Raw genomic sequence first — 21,329 nt, 5'->3', positions numbered from 1 at the left:
CCAGCCGCACCATGTCGAAGCCGAAGCCGGGATCGAGCGGATCGGCGAGCGCATCAAGGCGCTCGCGAAACAGGCGGTCGATCACCGCGCTTCGCGTCACCGGGCGTCCGGTCTCGACCGTGATCGCGCGCACCACGCCGTCGGTGCGGAAGAAGGCGGCTTCCAGCCGGCGCGCACCCTTGCCCTGCTTCTCCATGGATGCGATCAGCGTGTCCGCGAGCCGCGACAGCGTCATCGCGATCATGGTGTCGGTCGCGATCGGCTCGGCGAAGCGCTTCTCCACGATGTAGTCGGGCAGCGGCTTTCGCGGGTTGATCGGCGCATCGCCCTGCCCCAGTGCATGCGCGAGCAGCGTGGAGAACCGCGCGCCAAACCGCGCCGTGATTTCGTGCGGCTCGCGCGAGGCAACATCGCCGATGGTCTTCAGACCGGCGCGACGCAAGCCGGTGGTGATGGCCTCGCCTGCACCGAGCGCGGACACCGGAAACTGGTCGATCGCCGCCGCCTCTCCGCCATCGACAACGACGGTTCCCGTGGCCTGCCGCGTCAGCGTGCGCGCGCAGACCGAGGTCCCGGCGATCGCCGCGCCGACGGCAAAGCCCTGTCGGCCGAGCGCCCGGACCAGCGTCTGCAACAGCGCGGCTTCACCGCCGAACAGATGCGCGCAGCCGGTGATGTCCAGGAACAGCCCGTGCGGCGGATCGAGCGCCACCAGCGGCGTGAAGCGGTCGCACCAGTCGGCGATATCGCTGAGCGTCTTCGCGTCGGCCACGACATCGGCATCGAACACCTTCAGGTCAGGACACATCGCGCGCGCATTGGCCAGGGGTTGGCCGATGTACAGGCCGAGGCGCTCGGCGGCCTCGTCCAGCGCATGGATCACCAGCGCATTGTTGTCCTTGATGACGACGATGCTCGGCTCAGCTTTTTGTTTTGACGCGTTTTCTTCACGCGAACCGGTGCCCACTTCGCTTGAAAACGCTTTGGCTTTACCCAGCCCGGCGCTGCCAAGGAACCGCTGGATCCGGTCGATGGGCAGGCGCGGCAGCCACAGGCTGAGAATACGTCGACGGTTCACTGAACTGGCACTCATCACAATTCCATTCCATGATCCACCGGCCGCACGGGCCATGACGATTGCGCAGGAGTTCGGCATCGAACACCGGCGCGCCCCAGGCACTCCATACCGAACCCGGCGGCGAATGCGCCGCACGCAACATCCATCGCGTCTCCGCGGTCGAAGGCAGCGGCTGCGCGGCCATCCGCAGCAAGAGACCGGTCACGCCGGAAGATTGCGCGGCAAGCGTCAGCTTGCGGCTCGCCACGAGATCGAACTGTCTGGTCTCGCCCCAGAGCTCGAGCACGACGGCGCCCAGCGCATCGCAGGCGAGCGCATCGGCCAAGGTGCGCAGCGCGCTCTCGACATCGGCGGCGCGCACCATCACCACGCGGCGCGGGTCGAGGCCGAGCTCGGCTAGCCCGCTCATCGACAGCGCACCGGCCTCTAACTCCGAAAAATCCTGCCGCACCCACAGCAGCGGCCGCTGTGCTGAGACGCGCCTCGCAAGCCCCATGACGAAGCCCGTGGCGGCAGCGCCCTGCCGCCCTTCGCAAAACACCTCGTGGATCGCCGCGCGCGCGAGCCCGCCCTTCAACGCGGCGTCGGCCTCGCCGTGGCCGAGCGCGACGCGATCGTGTTGATGCACGACCTCCGCGGTCTCGATGCGCTCGATCTGCCCGCGCAGGATCGCAAGCGCGCTTCCACGTGCGCCGCTCATGCTCGCCGCTCCTTCAGGAATTGGTGCCGTGGTCTTCAAAAGAAGAACCAACGGCTGGCTCATTTGTTCATGATATGTTCTAATATAAAGCTAATGGGGCCAGAAGAGTCAATCGAATTGGCGGGCCAGGGATTCATAAGCTGAATCAAAGGGATTCCAGGATGGACGTACAACGAAAGCTGGAAATTCTGGCGGATGCCGCCAAATACGACGCGTCCTGCGCCTCCAGCGGCACCGAGAAGCGGGATTCCAGCGACGGCAAGGGCATGGGCTCGACCGCGCCCGGCATGGGCATCTGCCATTCCTATGCGCCGGACGGACGCTGCATCTCCCTGCTCAAGGTGCTGCTGACCAACGCCTGCAATTACGATTGCCTCTATTGCGTCAACCGCGCCTCCTCGAACGTACCGCGCGCCCGCTTCACCATCGACGAATTGGTCAAGCTCACGCTCGACTTCTACCGGCGCAATTACATCGAGGGCCTGTTCCTCTCCTCCGGCATCATCCGCAGCCCCGACTACACCATGGAGCAGGTGGTCAGCGTCGCGCGCAAACTGCGCGAGGAGCATCACTTCCGCGGCTACATTCACCTGAAGACCATTCCCGAGGCTGACGATGCGCTGATCGCGGAAGCCGGCAAATATGCCGATCGCCTCTCGATCAACATCGAGATGCCGCAGGAGACGAGCCTGCAGCAATTCGCGCCCGAGAAGGACGTCCGCGCGATCCGCCGCACCATGGGCCGGCTGCGGCTGAAACTGGATGAGGCCGAGGAGAACCGCGCAACGAAGGCGAAGGCCAGGCCGCAGCGCTTCGCACCGGCCGGCCAGAGCACGCAGATGATCGTCGGCGCAGATAGCGCCTCCGACCACACCATCCTCCATACCAGCGCCAATCTCTACGGCGCCTACCGGCTGCGGCGCGTCTATTATTCCGCGTTCAGCCCGATCCCCGACGCCAGCCGCGCACTTCCCCTGCGGGCGCCGCCGCTGCTGCGCGAGCACCGGCTCTACCAGGCCGACTGGCTGATGCGGTTCTACGGCTTCGATGTCGGCGAGATCGTCGACGACAGCTCGATGCTGCCGCTCGACATCGATCCGAAGCTCGCCTGGGCGCTGCGTCATCGCGACCGTTTCCCGCTCGACGTCAACCGCGCCAGCCGCGAGGAGCTGCTGCGCGTGCCGGGCTTCGGCACCAAGGCGGTCGAACGCATCATCGCGACGCGGCGCACCACCACGATCCGCCTTGCCGATCTCGCGCGGCTGCACGTGCCCCGCAACAAGGCGCTGCCGTTCATCGTCCTCAGCGATCATCGCCCCTCGCCACATCGCCTCGACGAGGCGCGGCTGATCGAACGGTTCAAGCCGAAGGCAATGCAACTGGGATTTGGCTTCTGATGCAGTACATCACCCTCGACACCGAAACCGATTTCGACGGCTGGCGCAGAGCCGCGCGCAGCCTCGTGCTTCACCACGTGAGGCCCAGCGATGTCACCTGGACCGTGAAAGGTGGCGAAGCGGACTTGTTCGCACCACCGGCGCCGTCTCCGATCCTCGAGGTGAACGACGGCACCTTCACCGTATCAGGCAAATTTATCGAGCTGGCCAAGGCCGCGATCCTGCACCGCGATCCCGAGCGCTTTGCGATCCTCTATCGCCTGCTCTGGCGGCTGAAGGACGATCACGATCTCATCGAGGTTGCGACCGACCTTGATGTCGCGCAGATCACGGCGATGGCGCGAGCGGTCCATCGCGACGAGCACAAGATGCACGCTTTCGTCCGCTTTCGCGAGATCGGCAGGGAACGCGACGCCTACTACGTCGCCTGGTTCGAGCCCGAGCATCACATCGTCGAGCTCGCCGCGCCGTTCTTCGCCAAGCGCTTTGCCGACATGCCCTGGTCGATCCTGACGCCGGACCTTTGCGCGCATTGGGATGGCCACGCGCTCTCGTTCACGCCGGGTGTCAGCAGGCGCGAGGCGCCGAGCGAAGACCGGCTCGAGGAAACCTGGCGGCGTTACTACGCCAGCATTTTCAATCCGGCCCGGCTCAAGGTGAAGGCGATGCGGGCCGAGATGCCGAAGAAATACTGGAGGAACCTGCCCGAGGCTTCGATCATTAAACCCTTGATCGAGGATGCCGAGCGCATGACCGGTGCTATGATCGCCAATGCCGCAACCGATCCGCGCAAGCCTCAGAAGCGGCCGAAGGGTCCGATGACACGCAAGACCGCTGCCGACGATCTCGAAGCGCTCCGCGAGGAGGCCGCGCATTGCCGCGCCTGCCATCTCTACAAGGACGCGACCCAGACCGTGTTCGGCGAAGGACCGAAGAACGCCAACATCATGCTGGTCGGCGAACAACCCGGCGACAAGGAAGATCTCGCCGGCCACCCCTTCGTCGGTCCGGCCGGCCAGATGCTCGACCGCGCGCTGGAGGAAGCCGGCGTCGACCGCAAGAAGGTCTATGTCACCAACGCTGTGAAACACTTCAAATTCGTGCCGCGTGGAAAAATCCGCCTGCACCAGAAGCCGAACACGCCTGAGATCCGGGCGTGCCGGCAATGGTATGAGCGGGAAGTTGCGGCAATTCAGCCCGATCTCATCGTGGCGATGGGCGCCACCGCCGCGCAAAGCGTGTTCGGCAAGATCACCCCGATCGGCAAGAACCGCGGCCGGCTCATGGACCTTCCCGATGGACGCAAAGCGCTCGTGACGGTGCATCCGTCCTATCTGCTGCGGCTGCCCGATCCGGAAGCCAAGCTGCTGGAGTATCAGCGCTTTGTTGAGGATTTGAAGATCGCCGCCGGCTTGCAGAAGAAGGCCGCCCGGGCCGCTTAAACCTCGCAGGACGACGGCTTCACGCCCTGGTTGTCATCCGGCCTTCAAATCCATCGCGGACAATACCCTTACTTCAAAGTTAAGGGGCGTCCAGACATGACCGATGTTGCATTCGACCGAGCGATCGCCGATCCCGCACCGATCCAGCCGGCTTCGCGGCCAAATCTCGACAAGGGCTTCAATCCGCTGACGATGATCCTGTTCTTCGGCATCCTCGCCGCGGGCCTGCTGTTCGTCGCCTACAGCATCTATGTCGACGTCAACGCGACGGGCGCGCGGGTGACGACCTACCTGCCCTACATCCTCCTGTTCGTTGCGCTCCTGATCGCGCTCGGCTTCGAATTCGTCAACGGCTTCCACGACACCGCCAATGCGGTGGCCACGGTCATCTACACCCATTCGCTGCCAGCCGAAGTCGCCGTGATGTGGTCGGGCTTCTTCAACTTCCTCGGCGTGCTCCTGTCCTCCGGCGCGGTCGCCTTTGGCATCGTCTCGCTGCTGCCGGTCGAGCTGATCCTCCAGGTCGGCTCCAGCGCGGGCTTCGCCATGGTGTTCGCGCTGCTGATCGCGGCGATCCTGTGGAATCTCGGCACCTGGTTTTTCGGCCTGCCCGCCTCCTCCTCGCACACGCTGATCGGCTCGATCATCGGCGTCGGCGTCGCCAACGCCGTCATGCGCGGCCGCGACGGTACCTCGGGCGTGGATTGGAGCAAGGCGACGGAAATCGGCTACGCACTACTGCTGTCGCCGCTGTTCGGTTTCATCTGCGCCGCCGTGCTGTTGCTGCTGCTCAAGTTCATCGTGCGCAACCCGGCCCTCTACGCTGCGCCCGAAGGCAACAAGACGCCGCCGCTCTGGATCCGCGGCCTCTTGATCGCAACCTGCACCGGCGTCAGTTTCGCGCACGGCTCGAACGACGGCCAGAAGGGCATGGGCCTGATCATGCTGATCCTGATCGGCACCGTACCGACGGCCTATGCGCTCAACCGCGCGCTGCCGGAATCTCAGGTCGTCCAGTTCCAGAAGACCTCGGAAGCCGCCGCCAAGGTGATCTCCGCAAAGGGCGCCGGCCACAGCATCATCGGCGATCCCCGCCCCGCTGTGACGCAATACATCGCACTGCATCAGATCAACGAGGGCACCTATCCCTCGCTCGCAGTGCTGGTGAAGGATGTCGGCGATCAGGTCGCCCAATACGGCTCCCTGAACAAGGTGCCCGCGGAGGCGGTCGGCAATACCCGCAACGACATGTACATGACCTCCGAAGCGATCCGGTTCCTGATGAAGGACAAGGAGAACGATCTCAACAAGGAGGAGATCGCGACCTTGAACGCATACAAGGGCTCACTCGACGCCGCCACGAAGTTCATCCCGAACTGGGTGAAGATCGCGGTCGCGATTGCACTCGGCCTCGGCACCATGATCGGCTGGAAGCGCATCGTGATCACGGTCGGTGAGAAGATCGGCAAGTCCCATCTCACCTATGCGCAGGGCGCCTCGGCCGAACTCGTGGCCGCCGCCACGATCGGTGCCGCCGACGTGTTCGGCCTGCCGGTCTCGACCACGCATGTGCTGTCGTCGGGCGTCGCCGGCACCATGGCAGCCAACGGCTCGGGCCTGCAATGGTCGACCATCCGCAACCTGCTGATGGCCTGGGTGCTGACGCTGCCCTGCGCGATCATGCTCTCGGCCACGCTCTACGTGATCTTCTCGCGGATGTTCTGAGCAAAACGACACTCCATGAACGCGGATGGCCGGGTTTGTCCCGGCCATCTGCATTCCAGGCTGTCATTCCGGGGCGGTTCGAGGAGCCGAACTCCGGTGCGCGATTGCGCACCTGAGAATCTCGAGATTCCGGGTCTGGTCCTTCGGACCATCCCGGAATGACGACGGAGCCTTACGACGCCGCCAGCTGCTCCTCGACCAGCTTGACCCAGTAGGACGTGCCGTAGACGATCGCCTCGTCGTTGAAATTGTAGGCGGGGTGATGCAGGCCGGCGCTGTCGCCGTTGCCGCAGAAGATGAAGGCGCCGGGCCGCGCTTCCAGCATGTAGGCGAAATCCTCGCCGCCCATCAGCGGCGGCATCTCGTGCACGTTGGCCTCGCCCGCGACCTGCTCGGCGATGCGCCGCGCCACCTCGGTTTCCGCCGCATGATTGTTCACGACGGGATAATTGCGCTTGTAGTGCAGGTCGATCTTGGCGCCGGTGATCTGCGCCACGCCTGCCACGACTTCGTGCACGCGCTTCTCGACCAGCTTGCGCACTTCGGGCGACAGCGTGCGGATGGTGCCTCTCAGCGTCGCGGTCTGCGGAATGACGTTACGCGCGTTGCCGGCGTGGAATTCGCAGATCGAGATCACGGCCGATTCAAGGGGATCGACGCTGCGCGCGACGATGGACTGCAGTGCGGTGATCACCTGCGCACCGACCAGCACGGAATCCACGCATTTGTGCGGACGCGCGGCATGACCGCCGAGGCCCTCGATCATGATGTCGACCTCGTCGGTCGCCGCCATGATCGGACCTGGCCGGATCGCGAACGAGCCGACCGGGATGCCGGGGCCGTTGTGCATGCCATAGACCTGCTCGATGCCGAAGCGTTCCATCAGTCCGTCCTTGACCATGGCAGCGCCGCCGGCGCCGCCCTCCTCGGCCGGCTGGAAGATCACCACGGCATCGCCGGCAAAATTGCGGGTCTCGGCGAGATAGCGGGCTGCCCCCAGCAGCATCGCAGTGTGGCCGTCATGGCCACAGGCGTGCATCTTGCCAGGAGTCTTGGAGGCGTAAGGCAGGTTGGTCTGCTCCTCGACCGGCAGCGCGTCCATGTCGGCACGCATGCCGATCACCTTGAGCCCCTCGCCGGCCGGCTTGTTGCCCTTGATCACGCCGACCACGCCGGTCTGGCCGAGCCCGGTCACGACCTCATCGCAGCCGAACTCCCGCAAGCGATCCGCGACGAATGCTGCGGTGCGGTGAACGTCGTACAACAGCTCCGGATGCTGATGGATGTCCCGGCGCCAGGCCTGAATATCGGGTTGAAGGTCGGCGACGCGATTCACGATGGGCATGGAGGTCTCGAGCATTGTTGGAAATCCAGGACTGTCTACCATGCAAGCGCCGGTCGACCCAACTGCCTGACATCGGGGCCTAGCCCTGCCCACCCGGCATGGCCGGGCTTGTCCCGATCCGCTGCGTCTGCCTAATAGGCGGAACGCAAAGTGACCATCCGGGTGGAAGCAGAATGCCAAGGCGGCTCGAAGGCGAGTTTGACTACATTGTCGTCGGGGCCGGCACGGCCGGCTGCATCATCGCCAACCGGCTGTCAGCCCTCCCAAGCAACCGCGTTCTCATCCTTGAAGCCGGAGGCGACGACAACTGGATCTGGTTCCACATCCCGGTTGGCTATCTCTTCGCCATCGGCAATCCCCGGTCGGACTGGATGTTCAAGACCGAGCCCGAGCCCGGCCTGAACGGCCGCGCGCTCGCCTATCCCCGCGGCAAGGTGATCGGCGGCTGCTCGGCGATCAACGCCATGATCTCGATGCGCGGACAGGCTGCCGATTACGATCACTGGCGCCAGCTCGGGCTGACCGGGTGGGGCTATGACGACGTGCTGCCGCTGTTCAAGCGGCTGGAGGATCACTTCCTGGGGCCGAGCGAGCACCACGGTGCCGGCGGCGGCTGGCGCATCGAGGCGCCGCGACTGTCCTGGGCCGTTCTCGACGCCGTCGGCGATGCCGCCGAGGAGATGGGCATCAAGCGCATCCCGGATTTCAATACCGGCGACAATGAAGGCACCAGCTATTTCCACGTCAACCAGAAGCGCGGCCGGCGCTGGTCGTCGGCACGCGGCTTCCTCAAGCCCGCACTGCACCGCTCCAATCTGCGTCTCGAGAAGCGCGTGCTGGTCGACCGCCTCATCATCGAGCAGGGCCGCGCCGTCGGCGTGCGCTTCATCCAGAACGGCGAGATCATCGAGGCACGGGCGAAACGCGAGGTGATCCTCTCGGCAGGCGCGATCGGTTCGGTGCAGGTGCTGCATCGCTCCGGCATCGGACCCGCCGACTGGCTGTCGCCGCTCGGCATCGACATCGTCATGGACAGGCCCGGTGTGGGACGCAATCTCCAGGACCACCTGCAGCAGCGAGCGATCTACAAGGTCGAGGGCGTGCGCACGCTGAACGAGACCTACTACAACCTGTTCCGCCGCGGCCTGATGGGGCTCGACTACGCCTTCCGCCGCCGCGGTCCCCTGACGATGGCACCGTCACAACTCGGCATCTTCACGCGCTCCGATGCGACGCGCGCGCGCGCCAACATCCAATTCCACGTGCAGCCGCTGTCGCTCGACAAGTTCGGCGATCCACTGCACCGCTTTCCCGCCATCACCGTCAGCGCCTGCAATCTTCAACCGACCTCCCGCGGCACCGTGCGGCTCCGCTCGGCGACGCCGGAGGAAAAGCCGATCATCGCGCCGAACTACCTGTCGACCGACGACGACCGCCAGGTCGCCGCCGACGCCATTCGCACCACGCGACGCCTGATGCAGCAGAAGGCGCTCGCCAGGTATCGGCCCAGCGAATATCTGCCCGGGCCCTCGGTCGGCGACGACGACGCCTCGCTCGCAAAAGCCGCCGGCGATATCGGCACCACCATCTTTCATCCCGTCGGCACGGCAAAAATGGGCGCGGCGAATGATCCGCTGGCCGTGGTCGACGAACGCCTGCGCTTCTACGGACTGTCCGGCCTGCGCATCGTCGATGCCTCGATCATGCCGACCATCACCTCGGGCAACACCAACACGCCGACGGCGATGATTGCGGAGAAAGGCGCGACGATGATCCTGGAGGATGCGAAGTAGCATCCGGCCATCATGATCAGTCAGCGCTTTTCAATCGGCCCCGCCGACGCAGAGATCGCCATCCTGCAATGGGGCGAGAGCGGCAAGCCGCCCGCCCTCCTCGTGCACGGCACCGGCTTCGTCGCCGACGTCTGGGACGAGGTCGCGCGCGATCTTGCATCGACCTACACGGTCTATGCGCTCGACCGCCGCGGCCATGGCGCGAGCCACAAGCCGAGCGCCTATCATTTCCTCGACTTTGCCGGCGACATCCGTCGGGTGATCGACGCGTTGAAGCTGCGCAACGTCTACGGCATTGGCCACAGCGCGGGCGCAACCGATCTCCTGCTTGCGGCAAAGCTGTTGCCCGGATGCTTCACGCGGATGTTCGTGATGGAGCCGACCATCATGGATCCGCGCGCGGTGCTCTCCGGCGGATTGGACGAAGACTCCCTGTCCCGCGTGCAAGGTGCGCTGCGCCGTCAGGCCGAATTCGACAACTCCGATGCCGCCTTCAACCGCTACCGCGCAGCGCCGGCATTCGCGGATTGGACCGACACCTCGCTTCGGGCCTATGTGCGACACGGCTTCGTGACGCTCGACGATGGCAGGGTCCGGCTCCGCTGCATGCCGGAGATCGAGTCGGCAATGCTCCGTCCGATCTATGAGGCGATGGCGCAGGTCTACGTTGGCGATGCCCGCGGCAATCCGTTCGGCTCGCTCGCCGAGATCGATTGCCCGGTCCGCGTCACGACGGCCGCGAAGTCGGGGCCGATCTACCGGGAGATGGCGCGACGCGCGGTGTCGCTCATTCCGCGCGTCAGTACGCTGATGTTTGAGGATGCCGGGCATTGTGTGGCGCAGGAAAAGCCGGAGCGCGTGGTGGAAGCGGTGAGAGATTTTTCGAAATAGGTCTCGTTCCCCGGACGCAGCGCAGCACGCAGTGATGCGCTGCTGAGCCGGGGTCTATCTTACCGCGTACCGTGTGGCTTTCTGAGTCCCGGCTCTGCGGCGCACCACCAAGAGCGCTGCGCCGCGTCCGGGACACGAGATCGCGTCCTCACGAAATCGTCATCCCGTCCGGGAATAAGTCTCCCCCTCCCCCGATCACCTCCCCGAAGCCCAATTCCGGGCGACGTGGAGATGCGCGATGAGCGGACACAATCACGGGGATGACGGCGTCAGCCGCCGCAAGGTGCTGGAATGCATGACCTGGGCCGGCACCGGGGTGCTCTGGACCGTGACGGGCGGCGTGCCGCGGTCGCTCGGCATCATCGATTCCGCTGAGGCTGCGACCGCGGCCGCGCCGGGCATGAGCTTCCTCCAGATCAGCGACAGCCATGTCGGCTTCGACAAGCCGGCCAATCCCAATGCGCTCGGCACGCTGGAGGAAGCGGTTGGCAAGATCAACGCGATGCCGGCCAAGCCGTCCTTCATGATCCACACCGGCGACATCACCCATCTGTCGAAGGCAGCCGAGTTCGAAAATGCCGATCGCATCATCTCGCAAAGCAAGCTCGATGTGCACTACGTGCCCGGCGAGCATGACTTCCTCGACGAGGAGGTGAAGCTCTACCGCGAGCGCTACGGCCGCGGCACCAAGGGCCAGGGCTGGTATTCGTTCGACGCCGGTGGCGTGCATTTCGTCGGCCTCGTCAACGTCGTCGACCTCAAGGCTGGCGGCCTCGGCAATCTCGGCGCCGAGCAGCTCGCCTGGCTCGAGGACGATCTGCGCGGCAAGTCGAAGTCGACGCCGATCGTGCTGTTCGCGCATATCCCGCTTTGGACCGTCTATCCCGAATGGGGCTGGGGCACCGAGGACGGCGGCCGCGCGCTGGAATACGTCAAGGGTTTCGGCTCGGTCACCGTGTTGAACGGCCACATCCACCAGGTGATGCAGAAGGTCGAGGGCAACGTCACCTTCCACACCGCGCGCTCGACCGCCTTCCCGCAGCCGGCGCCGGGAACAGCTCGCTCGCCCGGCCCGATGAAGGTCGAGGACGCAAAACTGCGTTCCATGCTCGGCGTCGCCAGCATCAACTTCAAGCAGAACGACCAACGGCTCGCGATCATCGACACGCCGCTGCAAGGCTGAATCCACCGCTGAAATGGAAGCTGACCATGAAGACACTCAATCGCCGCGACTTCGGTCTCGCGATGGCCGCGGCCGTCCTGTTGCCCGCAACAGCGGCCCGTGCCGACGACATGGACGTGTATATCGACAATTTCGTCTTCCAGCCGGCCGAGCTCAAGATCAAGGTCGGCACCACCGTGACCTGGACCAACCGGGACGACATTCCCCACACCGTCGTATCGGCCGGCAAGTTCAGGTCCAAGACCCTGGACACCGACGACAAGTTCTCGTTCACCTTCACCAACGCGGGCGACTACAAATATTTTTGTTCGCTGCACCCGCACATGACGGGGATGGTCAAGGTTGAGTAACGTCTCGAACCAAGGCATCAACGTCCTGCCCGGCCGGCGGTCCCACGCCGGCCGGGCTCCCGCGTCTTCGATCACGACACAGCGAGAAGCACAGGAAGAGGCAAAGCGAGGAGCGATGCCCGCCATCGACGATCTGCAGAAGGCACGGCGCTTTCGCGAAGCGGCACTGCCCTATCTCGACGACGTCTATACGCTTGCGCGCTATCTCCTGCGCGATGCCTCCGACGCCGAGGACGCCGTGCAGGAGTGCTATCTGCGCGCGCTGAAGCACTTCGACAGCTATCGCGGGCCGGCGATGAAGCCTTGGCTGTTCGCAATCCTGCGCAACGTCTGCAACGCCGAACATGCGCGGCGCGCGCACCGGCCCAGCGCGATCGAGGATGCGCCCGGCGCTGCCGAGCAGACGCCGCTCTGGCAGGAGACCGGAGCGAGTCCGGAAAGCGAAGTGCTGCGCAGCCGCGATGCCGGCTCCATTCGCAAGCTGATCGACGCGCTCGCCGAACCGTTCAAGGAAACCTTCGTGCTGCGCGAGATCAACAACCTGTCCTATCGTGAAATCGCCGAGGCCGTCGGCGCCCCCATCGGCACCGTGATGTCCCGCCTCGCCCGCGCCCGCGCCATGCTGCGCGCGGCGTGGACGGCGGAAGAGGAGCAAGCGAAATGACCTGCGACGAAGCAAGGATCCTGCTTCACGCGCTGCTCGATAACGAGCTCGACGCCGGCCATGCGCGCGAGGTCGAAGCCCACATCGCCGGCTGCCCGGCCTGCGCCGCCGAGTTCGCCGCACAGCGCGAGATGCGGCGCGTGCTCGCCGACACCAATCTGCGCTACGTGGCGCCGGCAAGCCTTCGCAGCCGGATAGAGGCTTCACTGCCCGGGTCGCAGAGCCAGCAACCCACCCGTCGCTCCGTGCTGCGCGGCTTCGCGATGGGTTCGGCCGTCTCCGCCCTCGCCGCCTCCGGCGTCGTCGCCGTGGTGCTGCGTCAGGACGACCAGCAGCGTATCCTGTCGGAGGTCGTCTCCGCGCATCTGCGCTCGCTCCAGGCCGGCCACCTCACCGACGTGGTCTCGACCGACCAGCATACCGTCAAGCCGTGGTTCAACGGCAAGCTCGACGTCGCCCCGCCCGTGATCGATCTCACCGCGCAAGGCTTTACGCTCGTGGGCGGCCGGCTCGACTATATCGACGCCCGCGCCATCGGCGCCGTCGTCTACAAGCGCCGGCAGCACGTGATCAACCTGTTCGTATCGCAGACCACGAGCACCGAACACCGGCCGCCGAAGACCCAGACCATGCAGGGCTTCAATTGCCGCCGCTGGGGCGAGCGCGGCCTGAACTTCTGGGCCGTCAGCGATATCGGCGCCGACGAGCTTGCCGAGTTCGTCGACAAGTTCGAAGCGGCGATGAAGGCGAATGTGGAGGGGTAACTGGACCTGGCGTCGTCATTGCGAGAAGCTCACGACAAGATTGCGCTGAAGCAGCGAAGCAATGACGAATGCCGGGATACCTCGGCGAAGACTCAAGCCGACCGCCGTACCGCGTTGTCCACCAGCGTCTTGCCGAGCGACCAGATCGCGCCAGGGACCTTGTGGCTGCCGGCGATGACGTCGTCGAAGGCGCGCTCGATCCAGCTGCAGTCTTCCTCGGTGATGGTGAGCGGCGGCAGCAGCTTGATGGTGTGGCTGCCGTGGCCGGCGACCTGGGTCAGGATCTTGTGATCCTTGAACAGCGGCACGGTGATGAGCTGGCAGAACAGGCCCTTGTTGGCAGTCTCCAGCACGTTCCAGGAGGCGCGCAGGCGCAGCGACTTCGGCGGACCGAACTCGACGCCGATCATCAGGCCCTTGCCGCGCACTTCCTTCATCAGCTCGTAGCCGGGCACCATGCGCGTCAGCGCGAGGCGCAGCTCGGCGCCGCGCTTGGCCGCGGACTCGATCAGCTTCTCGGACTCCATGACGTCGAGCGTGGCGATGCCCGCGGCCATGGCAAGGTCGTTCTTGGAGAAGGTGGAGCCGTGCACCACGGCGCGGTCCATCTGGTTGAAGATCTTGTCGAAGATGGCCTTGCGCGTCAGCACCGCGCCGACCGGAACGTGGCCGCCGGACAGCGACTTCGACAGCAGAACCATGTCTGGCTCGACGTTCCAGTGCTCGACCGCGAGGAAGCGGCCGGTGCGGCCCATGCCGGTCTGGATCTCGTCGGCGACGAACAGCGTGCCGTATTTCTTGCAGAGCGCGGCAGCGCCCGGCAGAAACTCGTCCGTGGGCATGTTGACGCCCTTGCCCTGGATCGGCTCGACGACGAACGCCGCAACCTCGCGCGAGGCCAGGGCCTTTTCCAGCGCGGCCAGATCATTGAACGGGACCGGGGTGCAGCCCGGCAGCAGCGGCTCGAATCCGGTACGGAAATTCGAGTCGCCGGTCAGCGACAGCGCGCCATAGGTCAGGCCGTGATAGCCGTGCGCGCAATAGACGATGCCGGGACGACCGGTCGCGCCACGCGCGAATTTGATCGCGGCCTCGACGCATTCCGCGCCGGAATTGGCGAAGAACGCCTTGTCGAGATAGGGGACGTATTTCAGGAGCCGTTCGGCGAGTACGCCGGCGAGCGTCGAGACGTCGAACTGGACGAGGTTGGGCAGATCGGCATCGAGCACGCTCTTGAGCGCATCGCGCATGACAGGATGATTGCGCCCGATCGCAAACACGCCAAAGCCGGACAACAGGTCGAGATAGCGAGCGCCCTCGCGATCGTAGAGGTACTGCCCCTGCCCCTTCTGGAAGCCGACATCGTAGCCGATGGTCTTGAGAACCCGAACGAACTGCTCGTTCAGATACCGGTTATGCAGGGTGCTGCGCTGGGCCTGACGGTCCGCGAATAGCTGAGACATGTCTGGATTTGGGCTGTGCATCCGCTACATACTTCGGTTGAGGGCAGTCTCGTCAACTGAAAACGGACCGTGACTGAAAACGGTCTGTGCGGCCTTTTGCCCTTTTTCGGACCATCTTCGCAAGCACAGCTTTAGCCCATGTTGCACTGCCGAGGAACTATCATGCGTTTAGCCCTTTACACCGGACTAATACTGGCTGGCGGTTACACCTGCCTGACGCCCGCGCTCGCTGCAGACCCGACCGGCGACTGGCGGGTCGCCGACGGCGTCGCCAACATTCGTGTCGCCCAATGCAATGGCAGCATGTGGGGCGCGGTTTCCTGGGAAAAGCAGCCCGGCGGGCGCGACGAGAACAATCCGGATGTCTCGAAGAAGAACAGGCCGACGCTGGGGATGGCGACCCTGATCGACATGAAGAAGAAGCCCGGCATCGATCAGTGGGAAGGACAGGTCTACAACGCCAAGGACGGCCAGCTCTACAGCGCGACCATCACGCAGGCTGGTCCCGACCAGCTCGAAATCAAGGGCTGCGTGATGGGCTTTCTCTGCGGCGGCGAGACCTGGACCAGGGTCGGCCCGCCAATCCCCTCGAGTCCTGCCAACGCCATGGCCAAGGGCGCGCCGAAATCCGGCGGCGCCGCGCCGAAGGCTCATGGGGCGCAGGCAGCCCAGGCCACGACAGGCGCCACCGCGCCTGCGCCCGCAGCGCCGAAGGCCGCCGGCGCAGCCAAGCCCAGCCAGAAGGGCGCCGCCGACCCCGTCGGCGACATCTGCCTACTCCCTGAGATTGCGGGGTTTGCCCATTAGGGCCGGCTGGAACAGCAGCACGGCGGCGAGCGTCGTCACCAGCGAGAGCGCCAGCAGCTTGCCCATGCTGGAGGTGCCCGGATGGCTCGACAGCCACAGGCTGCCGAACGCGGTCGCCGTCGTCAGCGCGCTGAAAAAGATCGCGCGCGTGAGGCTGGTCTGAAGCAGATTTGTTCTGCCCGAGCGCCAGGCCACGACATAATAGATCTTGAAGGCGACACCGACGCCGAGCAGCAGCGGAAACGCAACGATATTGGCGAAGTTCAGCGGCAGGCCGATCAACACGCAGATCTCGAGCGTCACTGCGCCGGCAACCAGAAGGGGCACCAGCGTCATCAGCACGTCGACGAACCGACGTAGCGTGATCCACAGCAGGAGCCCGATCACCAGCAGCGCGTAGATGCCGGCGTGGATGAATGCCTTCACCACGGTGTCGCCGGATTTCAGGATCGAGACCGGTCCGCCGATCGCGGTTGGCTCGGCCGCGAGCACCGCCGCCGCGAATTTGCGCAGCGTGTCGTTGTCGTTGGGATCGCCCTTGGGCAGCGCCTCGACGCGGATGATGCCGTCCTTGCTCTTCCAGGCGCTGACGAGATCGGGCGGCAATGACTTCAGGGTGACCGGCTCGGCCTGCATCGCGTTCCTGAGCTGATCGAACACGATCTTCATCGGCGTGACGAACACGTCCTGCGCCTTGTTGCGCGTGGCCTCGTCGCCATTGGCGAGCTTTTCGAGCGCGTCTGCAAGACGGCGCGAGGCGACCGCACCCGGCCCCTTCGCGTCGCCCGCGGTCCGACGCAGACTGTCGACCGAGGATTTCAGCGACTCGACATTTTCCTGATCCGACGGCGCCGCATCGATCTGATCGGGGTTGAGCGCGGGGTTCAGCGCCTTGGCGCCCTGTGCGATCAGCTTCAGCTTCGGCGGCTGATCCTGCGGCACGAAACTGTTGAGTGAGATCACCCGCAGCACTTCGGGCACCTTCTCCAGCTTCGCCTCCACCTGCCTCGCCTGCTCCTCGGACGTGGTCATCACGTTGATGGCATTGGCGCCGGTGTTGGGATCCTTGCGCAAATCGAGGAAGGTCGCGATCGATTCGGCCTTCGGGTTACGCAGGTTCATCGGGTTGAAGTCGAACTTCATGAAGTAGAGCAGCGGCAGGCCGCCGAACGCCAGCAGCAGCGTGCCGCCGACGATCAGCACGCGGTGCTTTTCGAGAAAGTGATCGAGCGGCGCCAGGAAGGCGTAACCGACGGGCTCGGGTTCGCCGGGCGGGTTCAGCAGCTTGAGCATGGCTGGCAGAACGGTGATCGACGAGAGAAACGCCACCAGCATGCCGACGCCGGCGATCTGCCCGAGCTCCGCGATGCCCTTGTAATCGGTCGGCATGAAGCAGAGGAAGCCGGCGGCCGTCGCCATCGCCGCGAGCGACAGCGGCACCGCCGACCGCTTGGCGGCCAGCACCAGCGCGCTCGAGAGGTCGTTGTGCTTGTAGCGCTCGGAACGATAGCGGACGCTGTACTGGATGCCGAAATCGACGCCGAGGCCGACGAACAGCACCGCGAATGCGATCGACAGCAGATTGAACGATCCGACCATCATCAGGCCGGCCGCAGTCGTGATCGCAAGGCCCACGAAGAGATTGACGAAGACGGCGAGGATGATCTTCGCCGAATGCAGCGCCAGCCACAGGATGAGCAGCACGACGAGGACCGTGCCGATGCCGTTGACGACGGCGCCTTCCTGGACCGTCGCGTATTCCTCGTTGGCGATCGGGACCGGGCCGGTCAGTCGCACCCGTGCCTGGTATTTGGTGGGGAAATCCAGATCCGCTGCGGCCTTGCGGATCGCATCCGTGGCATCCTTGCCGGGCTCCAGCGCGTTGTAGTCGAGGATCGGCTTGAACTCGATGAAGGCGCGTTTGTCCGAATCCTTCAGCGGCTCGTCACTGACGAGCTCGCGCCAGGAGAAGCTGGCATTTCCCTTGTTGAGCACGGTCTCGACCGTCTGCGCGATCAGGTTGAAGGGCCGCGCGGTATTGTCGAGCTTGACCTGGCCGCGCTTGACGCCGGCAAGGCCCGTCTCCAGCGCGCCGGTGAGGCCGCGGATCGAGGGATCGCCCGCCATGATCTCGATCAGGGGCGCGGCGGATTCGAACTCGCCGGTGGTCTTGCCGACTTCTTCCGTCGGCAGGAACAACAGCCCGTTCTTCTCGAAGAACTCGCCGCTACCGAGTTGCTGCATCGACCGGAAGTTGGCCTTGTCGTCCTTCAGCCTGGCATAGAGCGCGTCTGCCGCGGCGCTCGTCATCTCCGGCGTCCGGGCCTCGATCACAGCGAGAATCGTTTCGTTTTGATCGAACGCCTGGTCGAATTGCTGGTCGCGCTTGCGCCAGTCGAGATTTTGAGAAATCAGCGAGTTGATGTCGGTGTTGATGGCGAAATGCCGGGACGCGTAGTAGCCCGCACCCACCGCCAGCAGGAGCCCGAGAACGACGACGAGGGAGGCAAACCGGGTGCAGGCCCTGACGATGGCAACGACGACGCTTTGCAGCACTTCTTTTCTTTCTGCGGTTATCAGCTTGCCGGAAACGCCCGCTGTTTATCGGAGTTCCCGGGCGAAACCTATTGCTGTTTTGAGTGGTTCTCGCCGCGAGAAGGTTCGAGGTAAACGGCGGGGACCGTGGCAAAATCATGCGGGGCGGCCGGTATAGCCGGGGAGTTGAGGCGGGAAAGTGACGAAGGACGATGCACGAGTGTCGCGCATTGCGCACACCATCCGCCCTACTAAAATACCTCAAAGTTGCGTTGCCAACCTTCCCGGCCTTTCCTTACCGCCGATTTTTTGACACAAAGTGCTGTGCCTCCATGCGCCGGAGCCCTACGGGGGTGGGCGGCTACCGCTTGCGCGAACCAATGGTGCGGATATTGCCGCTCATTGGTCCGTATCGGGTGCCGCCGGGGACTTACGAAAGCGGATTGGTGCAACTTGCGTGATGGGCGTCCAATGGAAGTTTATCTGGCGCAACCGCGCGGCTTCTGCGCGGGCGTGGTGCGTGCGATCGAGATCGTGGAGCGGGCGCTGGAGAAGTACGGCCCGCCCGTCTACGTGCGCCATGAGATCGTGCATAACAAATACGTCGTCGAGAGCCTGAAGAGCAAAGGGGCGATCTTCGTCGAGGAACTCTCCCAGGTTCCACCGAAGGCAGTGACGGTCTTCAGCGCCCATGGCGTCGCCCGCAGCGTCGAGGAAGAAGCCGCCGCGCGCGACCTCCCGGTGCTCAATGCCACCTGCCCTCTGGTCACGAAAGTTCACAATCAGGGGAAGCGCTACATTGCCAAGGGCCGCACGCTGATCCTGGTCGGCCATGCCGGCCACCCCGAGGTCGAGGGCACGATGGGTCAAGTCCCGGGGCCGGTGCAGCTTGTCCAGAGTGTTGAAGAGGTTAAGGCGCTCACGCTGCCGGCGGATACGCCAGTGGCCTACATCACCCAGACCACCCTGTCGGTCGATGACACCAAGGACATCATCGCGGCCCTGCAGGCCCGCTTTACAGATCTTCAAGGTCCGGATATCCGGGATATCTGCTATGCGACACAGAACCGCCAATCTGCGGTAAGGGACTTGAGCAAGCTGGTCGACGTGATCCTGGTGGTAGGCGCTGCCAACAGCTCGAACTCGAACCGGCTTCGCGAAATCGGCACCGAAGCCGGCGTCGCGAGTTATTTGATTGCCGACGGCAGCGAGCTCAATCCGGAGTGGTTGGAAAATGCCAGGACCGTCGGCGTCACGGCCGGCGCTTCGGCGCCCGAGGTACTCGTGGATGACGTGATCGAAGCGATGCGGCGGATCGGACCGGTCAAGGTCCAGGTGTTGCCGGGCCGCGAGGAAAACATCGAATTTCGGCTTCCGGCCCAGTTGGCTGCGAGCTGACCTACCCGAATTTCAAGCCCAGAAAGAAACGTGTAATGGCCATCCCCTTCTTCAAGGAAATGCGTATCGGCGGCTATTTGCTCAAGCAGAAACTGCTTGGCCGCAAGCGCTACCCGCTCGTGCTGATGCTGGAGCCGCTGTTTCGCTGCAACCTCGCCTGCGTCGGCTGCGGCAAGATCGACTACCCCGACGCGATCCTGAACCGTCGCATGACCGCGCAGGAGTGCTGGGACGCCGCCGACGAGTGCGGCGCGCCGATGGTCGCCATTCCCGGCGGCGAGCCGCTGATCCACAAGGAGATCGGCGAGATCGTGCGCGGCCTCGTCGCGCGCAAGAAGTTCGTCTCGCTCTGCACCAACGCGCTGCTGCTGGAGAAGAAGCTCGACCTGTTCGAGCCCTCGCCCTACCTGTTCTTCTCCGTGCATCTCGACGGCCTGAAGGACCATCACGACAAGGCCGTGTCGCAGAAGGGCGTGTTCGATCGCGCCGTCTCCGCGATCAAGGCGGCCAAGGCGCGCGGCTTCACCGTCAACGTCAACGCCACCATCTTCGACGGCCATCCGGCCGAGGAGATCGCGAAGTTCCTCGATCTCACCGTCGAGCTCGGCGTCGGCGTCTCGATGTCGCCGGGCTACGCCTATGAGCGCGCGCCGGATCAGGAGCACTTCCTCAACCGCACCAAGACCAAGAAGCTGTTCCGCGACGTCTTTGCGATGGGCAAGGGCAAGAAGTGGAACTTCATGCATTCCGGCCTGTTCCTGGACTTCCTCGCCGGCAACCAGGAATACGAGTGCACGCCCTGGGGCATGCCCGCGCGCAACATCTTCGGCTGGCAGAAGCCCTGCTACCTGCTCGGTGAAGGCTACGCGAAAACCTTCAAGGAGCTGATGGAGACCACCGACTGGGATTCCTACGGCACCGGCCGCTACGAGAAGTGCGCCGACTGTATGGCCCATTGCGGCTACGAGCCGACGGCCGCGACGGCCGCGCTCAACAACCCGCTGAAGGCGATGTGGGTGTCGCTGCGCGGCATCAAGACTTCCGGCCCGATGGCACCGGAGATCGATCTCACCAAGCAGCGCCCGGCGCAGTACATCTTCTCGGAGCAGGTCCAGAAGAAGCTCTCCGAGATCCGCAAGGACGAGGCCGCCGCCGCGCAGGCGAAGGCCGCGCAGAAGGCTTCGACGGCGGCGTAGGCGCGCACGATCAAATCTCACGACGAAAGCCCGGCCGCCAGCGCGACCGGGCTTTTTCTTTGGGCGCCGTTGTGCCGCAAGCAGCGGTCCGTGTCCCGGACGCGCTGCAGCGCTCTTTGCGCTGCTGCGCAGAGCCGGGACCCAGGAGCCGCGAGTCTTGTCGATGCATGGGCCCCGGCTCTGCAGCGCACCGTCGAAGGGACGCTGCGCTGCGTCCGGGGCACGAGACGAGATCGAGTCATTCTCTCTGGCCATCAGACGCACCATCGCGTTCTCGCGGCTTCTTTCGCCCGAGCTTTGCTGTTCGTTTCGCCCTCGAAAGACCAGAGAGCGCAGGGAAGGCCGGGCGCCGGCGGCACCCGCGGTCCGCGTGCATGGAAAACGCACACGGGGTGGACCACAGGTGATGCCGGTCGCCCGGCCTTCCCTGCGCGGATGGTTTTAACGGTGTCCTTCGTGCTCTCCTCGGGGAGCGTTGCACTATTGCCCCGTCGCGTTGCGGATGATCGATGCGCGCGCCCGGTCGGGCCGCCGCATCACCGCATTGCTTGACGCCAGCCTGCGGGCGTCAGGACCACACGACTTCTCCGTCCGCGGA

At 64.7% G+C, this 21,329-nt stretch carries 17 protein-coding genes; 12 read left to right on the top strand and 5 right to left on the bottom strand.

Going from position 1 to position 21,329, the window contains the following annotated elements; all coding sequences use genetic code 11:
- Positions 1–1,093: Y-family DNA polymerase (locus IC50_RS21650; protein ID WP_035709436.1), on the bottom strand; the 1,093-nt coding region annotated here is incomplete at its 3' end.
- Positions 990–1,778 (bottom strand): ImuA family protein, encoded by a 789-nt coding sequence (locus IC50_RS21645; protein WP_035709426.1) that lies wholly within the window; start codon positions 1,776–1,778, stop codon positions 990–992. The genes IC50_RS21650 and IC50_RS21645, both read right to left, overlap by 104 nt.
- Positions 1,779–1,939: 161 nt before the next feature.
- Here IC50_RS21645 and IC50_RS21640 point away from each other — a divergent pair, with 161 nt between their 5' ends.
- The 3 genes from IC50_RS21640 to IC50_RS21630 all read left to right on the top strand — a co-directional run bounded on the left by IC50_RS21640 (position 1,940) and on the right by IC50_RS21630 (position 6,342).
- Positions 1,940–3,175: a putative DNA modification/repair radical SAM protein gene (locus tag IC50_RS21640; protein ID WP_035709421.1), complete on the top strand. Its 1,236-nt coding sequence runs from the start codon at positions 1,940–1,942 to the stop codon at positions 3,173–3,175.
- Entirely contained in the window at positions 3,175–4,617 is a 1,443-nt protein-coding gene (locus IC50_RS21635; RefSeq protein ID WP_035709417.1) for a UdgX family uracil-DNA binding protein, read from the top strand. The genes IC50_RS21640 and IC50_RS21635 overlap by 1 nt, the downstream gene beginning before the upstream one ends.
- 96 nt (positions 4,618–4,713) lie before the next feature.
- On the top strand, positions 4,714–6,342 hold the full coding sequence (locus IC50_RS21630; RefSeq protein WP_035709414.1) for an inorganic phosphate transporter: 1,629 nt from the start codon (positions 4,714–4,716) through the stop codon (positions 6,340–6,342).
- Positions 6,343–6,514: 172 nt separating this feature from the next.
- Here IC50_RS21630 and IC50_RS21625 read toward each other — a convergent pair whose 3' ends face one another.
- A complete protein-coding gene (locus IC50_RS21625) occupies positions 6,515–7,687 on the bottom strand; it encodes a M20 aminoacylase family protein (protein ID WP_035709434.1) in 1,173 nt (390 codons plus the stop codon).
- Between the two features lie 173 nt (positions 7,688–7,860).
- Here IC50_RS21625 and IC50_RS21620 point away from each other — a divergent pair, with 173 nt between their 5' ends.
- The 6 genes from IC50_RS21620 (at position 7,861) to IC50_RS21595 (ending at position 13,332) form a co-directional block, all read left to right on the top strand.
- The gene (locus tag IC50_RS21620; RefSeq protein WP_035709411.1) at positions 7,861–9,480 is read left to right on the top strand and encodes a GMC family oxidoreductase; all 1,620 of its coding nucleotides are present in this window, start codon (positions 7,861–7,863) and stop codon (positions 9,478–9,480) included.
- Positions 9,481–9,492: 12 nt separating this feature from the next.
- The gene (locus tag IC50_RS21615) at positions 9,493–10,371 is read left to right on the top strand and encodes an alpha/beta fold hydrolase (protein WP_050991053.1); all 879 of its coding nucleotides are present in this window, start codon (positions 9,493–9,495) and stop codon (positions 10,369–10,371) included.
- Between the two features lie 238 nt (positions 10,372–10,609).
- Complete coding sequence (locus tag IC50_RS21610) at positions 10,610–11,554, top strand: metallophosphoesterase family protein (RefSeq protein ID WP_035709409.1); 945 nt, start codon at positions 10,610–10,612, stop codon at positions 11,552–11,554.
- A gap of 26 nt (positions 11,555–11,580) precedes the next feature.
- Entirely contained in the window at positions 11,581–11,904 is a 324-nt protein-coding gene (locus IC50_RS21605; protein ID WP_035709406.1) for a cupredoxin domain-containing protein, read from the top strand.
- 115 nt (positions 11,905–12,019) lie between these two features.
- Complete coding sequence (locus tag IC50_RS21600) at positions 12,020–12,568, top strand: sigma-70 family RNA polymerase sigma factor (protein ID WP_035709402.1); 549 nt, start codon at positions 12,020–12,022, stop codon at positions 12,566–12,568.
- Positions 12,565–13,332: an anti-sigma factor family protein gene (locus tag IC50_RS21595; RefSeq protein WP_035709401.1), complete on the top strand. Its 768-nt coding sequence runs from the start codon at positions 12,565–12,567 to the stop codon at positions 13,330–13,332. The genes IC50_RS21600 and IC50_RS21595 overlap by 4 nt, the downstream gene beginning before the upstream one ends.
- 92 nt (positions 13,333–13,424) lie before the next feature.
- On the opposite strand, the gene hpnO is transcribed toward IC50_RS21595, so the two are convergent.
- Positions 13,425–14,816 carry an aminobacteriohopanetriol synthase HpnO gene (hpnO, locus tag IC50_RS21590; protein WP_035709399.1) on the bottom strand — a complete coding sequence of 464 codons (1,392 nt, stop codon included), beginning with the start codon at positions 14,814–14,816 and terminating at the stop codon, positions 13,425–13,427.
- 141 nt (positions 14,817–14,957) lie between these two features.
- On the opposite strand from hpnO, the gene IC50_RS21585 reads away from it, so the two are divergent.
- On the top strand, positions 14,958–15,602 hold the full coding sequence (locus IC50_RS21585) for a DUF2147 domain-containing protein (protein ID WP_035709397.1): 645 nt from the start codon (positions 14,958–14,960) through the stop codon (positions 15,600–15,602).
- On the opposite strand, the gene IC50_RS21580 is transcribed toward IC50_RS21585, so the two are convergent.
- A complete protein-coding gene (locus tag IC50_RS21580; RefSeq protein ID WP_035709395.1) occupies positions 15,570–18,158 on the bottom strand; it encodes an MMPL family transporter in 2,589 nt (862 codons plus the stop codon). The genes IC50_RS21585 and IC50_RS21580 overlap by 33 nt on opposite strands.
- Positions 18,159–18,608: 450 nt before the next feature.
- Here IC50_RS21580 and ispH point away from each other — a divergent pair, with 450 nt between their 5' ends.
- The gene (gene ispH, locus IC50_RS21575) at positions 18,609–19,535 is read left to right on the top strand and encodes a 4-hydroxy-3-methylbut-2-enyl diphosphate reductase (RefSeq protein ID WP_035709393.1); all 927 of its coding nucleotides are present in this window, start codon (positions 18,609–18,611) and stop codon (positions 19,533–19,535) included.
- Between the two features lie 35 nt (positions 19,536–19,570).
- Positions 19,571–20,731, top strand: coding sequence for an adenosyl-hopene transferase HpnH (gene hpnH / locus IC50_RS21570; RefSeq protein ID WP_035709391.1), 1,161 nt, complete (start codon positions 19,571–19,573; stop codon positions 20,729–20,731).
- Positions 20,732–21,329: the final 598 nt, after the last annotated feature.

The organism is Bradyrhizobium genomosp. I (2014) (assembly GCF_000261685.1).
In the GTDB taxonomy this organism is placed as follows: Bacteria; Pseudomonadota; Alphaproteobacteria; order Rhizobiales; family Xanthobacteraceae; genus Bradyrhizobium.
Note: the sequence above shows the minus strand (reverse complement) of the source record. Positions and strands in the feature narration are given on the sequence as shown.

Bases quoted from the DNA above. Each gene is read 5' to 3' on its own strand.
- IC50_RS21645 (WP_035709426.1), bottom strand. From the start codon at position 1,778: ATGAGCGGCGCACGTGGAAGCGCGCTTGCGATCCTGCGCGGGCAGATC.
- IC50_RS21640 (WP_035709421.1), top strand. From the start codon at position 1,940: ATGGACGTACAACGAAAGCTGGAAATTCTGGCGGATGCCGCCAAATAC.
- IC50_RS21635 (WP_035709417.1), top strand. From the start codon at position 3,175: ATGCAGTACATCACCCTCGACACCGAAACCGATTTCGACGGCTGGCGC.
- IC50_RS21630 (WP_035709414.1), top strand. From the start codon at position 4,714: ATGACCGATGTTGCATTCGACCGAGCGATCGCCGATCCCGCACCGATC.
- IC50_RS21625 (WP_035709434.1), bottom strand. From the start codon at position 7,687: ATGCCCATCGTGAATCGCGTCGCCGACCTTCAACCCGATATTCAGGCC.
- IC50_RS21620 (WP_035709411.1), top strand. From the start codon at position 7,861: ATGCCAAGGCGGCTCGAAGGCGAGTTTGACTACATTGTCGTCGGGGCC.
- IC50_RS21615 (WP_050991053.1), top strand. From the start codon at position 9,493: ATGATCAGTCAGCGCTTTTCAATCGGCCCCGCCGACGCAGAGATCGCC.
- IC50_RS21610 (WP_035709409.1), top strand. From the start codon at position 10,610: ATGAGCGGACACAATCACGGGGATGACGGCGTCAGCCGCCGCAAGGTG.
- IC50_RS21605 (WP_035709406.1), top strand. From the start codon at position 11,581: ATGAAGACACTCAATCGCCGCGACTTCGGTCTCGCGATGGCCGCGGCC.
- IC50_RS21600 (WP_035709402.1), top strand. From the start codon at position 12,020: ATGCCCGCCATCGACGATCTGCAGAAGGCACGGCGCTTTCGCGAAGCG.
- IC50_RS21595 (WP_035709401.1), top strand. From the start codon at position 12,565: ATGACCTGCGACGAAGCAAGGATCCTGCTTCACGCGCTGCTCGATAAC.
- hpnO (WP_035709399.1), bottom strand. From the start codon at position 14,816: ATGCACAGCCCAAATCCAGACATGTCTCAGCTATTCGCGGACCGTCAG.
- IC50_RS21585 (WP_035709397.1), top strand. From the start codon at position 14,958: ATGCGTTTAGCCCTTTACACCGGACTAATACTGGCTGGCGGTTACACC.
- ispH (WP_035709393.1), top strand. From the start codon at position 18,609: ATGGAAGTTTATCTGGCGCAACCGCGCGGCTTCTGCGCGGGCGTGGTG.
- hpnH (WP_035709391.1), top strand. From the start codon at position 19,571: ATGGCCATCCCCTTCTTCAAGGAAATGCGTATCGGCGGCTATTTGCTC.